This is a genomic window from Pseudomonas sp. KBW05 (assembly GCF_003852405.1).
GTDB lineage: Bacteria > Pseudomonadota > Gammaproteobacteria > Pseudomonadales > Pseudomonadaceae > Aquipseudomonas.
The window spans coordinates 1-1,098 of record NZ_QAJM01000065.1 but is presented as its reverse complement, the minus strand read 5'-3'; the positions used below and the strand labels follow the sequence as shown (position 1 = coordinate 1,098).

Annotated in this window: 2 protein-coding genes; both read left to right on the top strand. The window is 59.8% G+C overall.

Annotated elements, in window-relative coordinates:
* The first annotated feature begins 154 nt into the window (after positions 1 to 154).
* Positions 155 to 436 carry a PAAR domain-containing protein gene (locus DBR46_RS30705; protein ID WP_368666082.1) on the top strand — a complete coding sequence of 94 codons (282 nt, stop codon included), beginning with the start codon at positions 155 to 157 and terminating at the stop codon, positions 434 to 436.
* On the top strand, positions 355 to 1,098 hold a 744-nt coding region (locus DBR46_RS30110; protein WP_256659430.1), incomplete at its 3' end, for an S-type pyocin domain-containing protein. The genes DBR46_RS30705 and DBR46_RS30110, both read left to right, overlap by 82 nt.

The following is a 1,098-nucleotide window of genomic DNA, read 5'->3' as shown; positions in this document are numbered from 1 at the left end:
TACCTAGCCGAACGGTCAGTTGTTTGGACTTCCTTCATTCAGCAGCATTCTTCTCGCGCCAGTTAGGCGCGATCTTCACCAGCAACGCGATAGCCCGCAAAGGCTGGCGCAGGTGGAGGCTTCTGCAGCCAGGCTTGCACGCGGAGAATGAGGCATGAGGCGTTACAACCTAACCAACGGCGCCAAGACAACGGCCGGTGGCACGGTCTACACCGGGTACACGGGCGGTACCATTAACGGGTTGGGAATGGTCAGACAGGGCGATCTCATCTTCTGCCCCGCCTGCTCCAGCCAAGGTGTCGTCGTATGTGTCGGGCGCGACTGGGTGAAATATGGGACGGTGCAGAGGCCGCGTTGGACGGCGACGTGTGCCGCTGCAAATGTGACCCGCCACCTAAACTCATCGCCAACCAATTCATGGAGTTTCAGGACATAGACCCTGAAAAGTCGCCGTCTTTTTTGCCACCGCCGGGAACCGCTTCAGCTCACAGCACGGCCGCCGAGGCTTTCGCGCCGAACGCACAACCTGATGCGCTGAATGTGTGTGTATTCGCAAAATCCTGTGTTTCAGTGCCCGCCGGTTCCACAGCGGCGGGACAAGCGCCCGAACGTGCAGACAATTTCGGCAAAACTGCTCTGATCGCTTCAACCGGCACCGCTGGTACTGTCGGGCGTATCGCGGGGACGCTCGGCAGTGACCTCGGTACTTGGACAGTACGTGGAGTAGCGGGCGCAAGCGCCGCATTGAACGTAGTGTTGCTGGCCTTTTGGCCGAGAGATATTGGCGATTCGACGCTCTACACCCCAGCGCAATTGGCAAACCTGCAATCGGCAAGCACACGGGTGCGGTTCCAGTTCCGTCAGGATGACGCGGGGGAATTGAGAGCTTATGGCATCCACACCTCGCCGGGCAGTGGTTCGGATCGGGTGCCTGTTGCACACGCCCGATGGAACGCCGACAAGAGCGCGATGGTGGCGGTTCTGGATGGCATCAGCATTACTTGGACGCCCAACAACGGGCCGGTGGTCAGTGCGCCAAGTCCTTACCCAGGCACACCGGAGCGGCTGGATAACCTGCTCGTTCATCCGATTGCGGTA

Coding starts and splice junctions, on each gene's coding strand:
- DBR46_RS30705 (WP_368666082.1), top strand. CDS start 155: ATGAGGCGTTACAACCTAACCAACGGCGCCAAGACAACGGCCGGTGGC.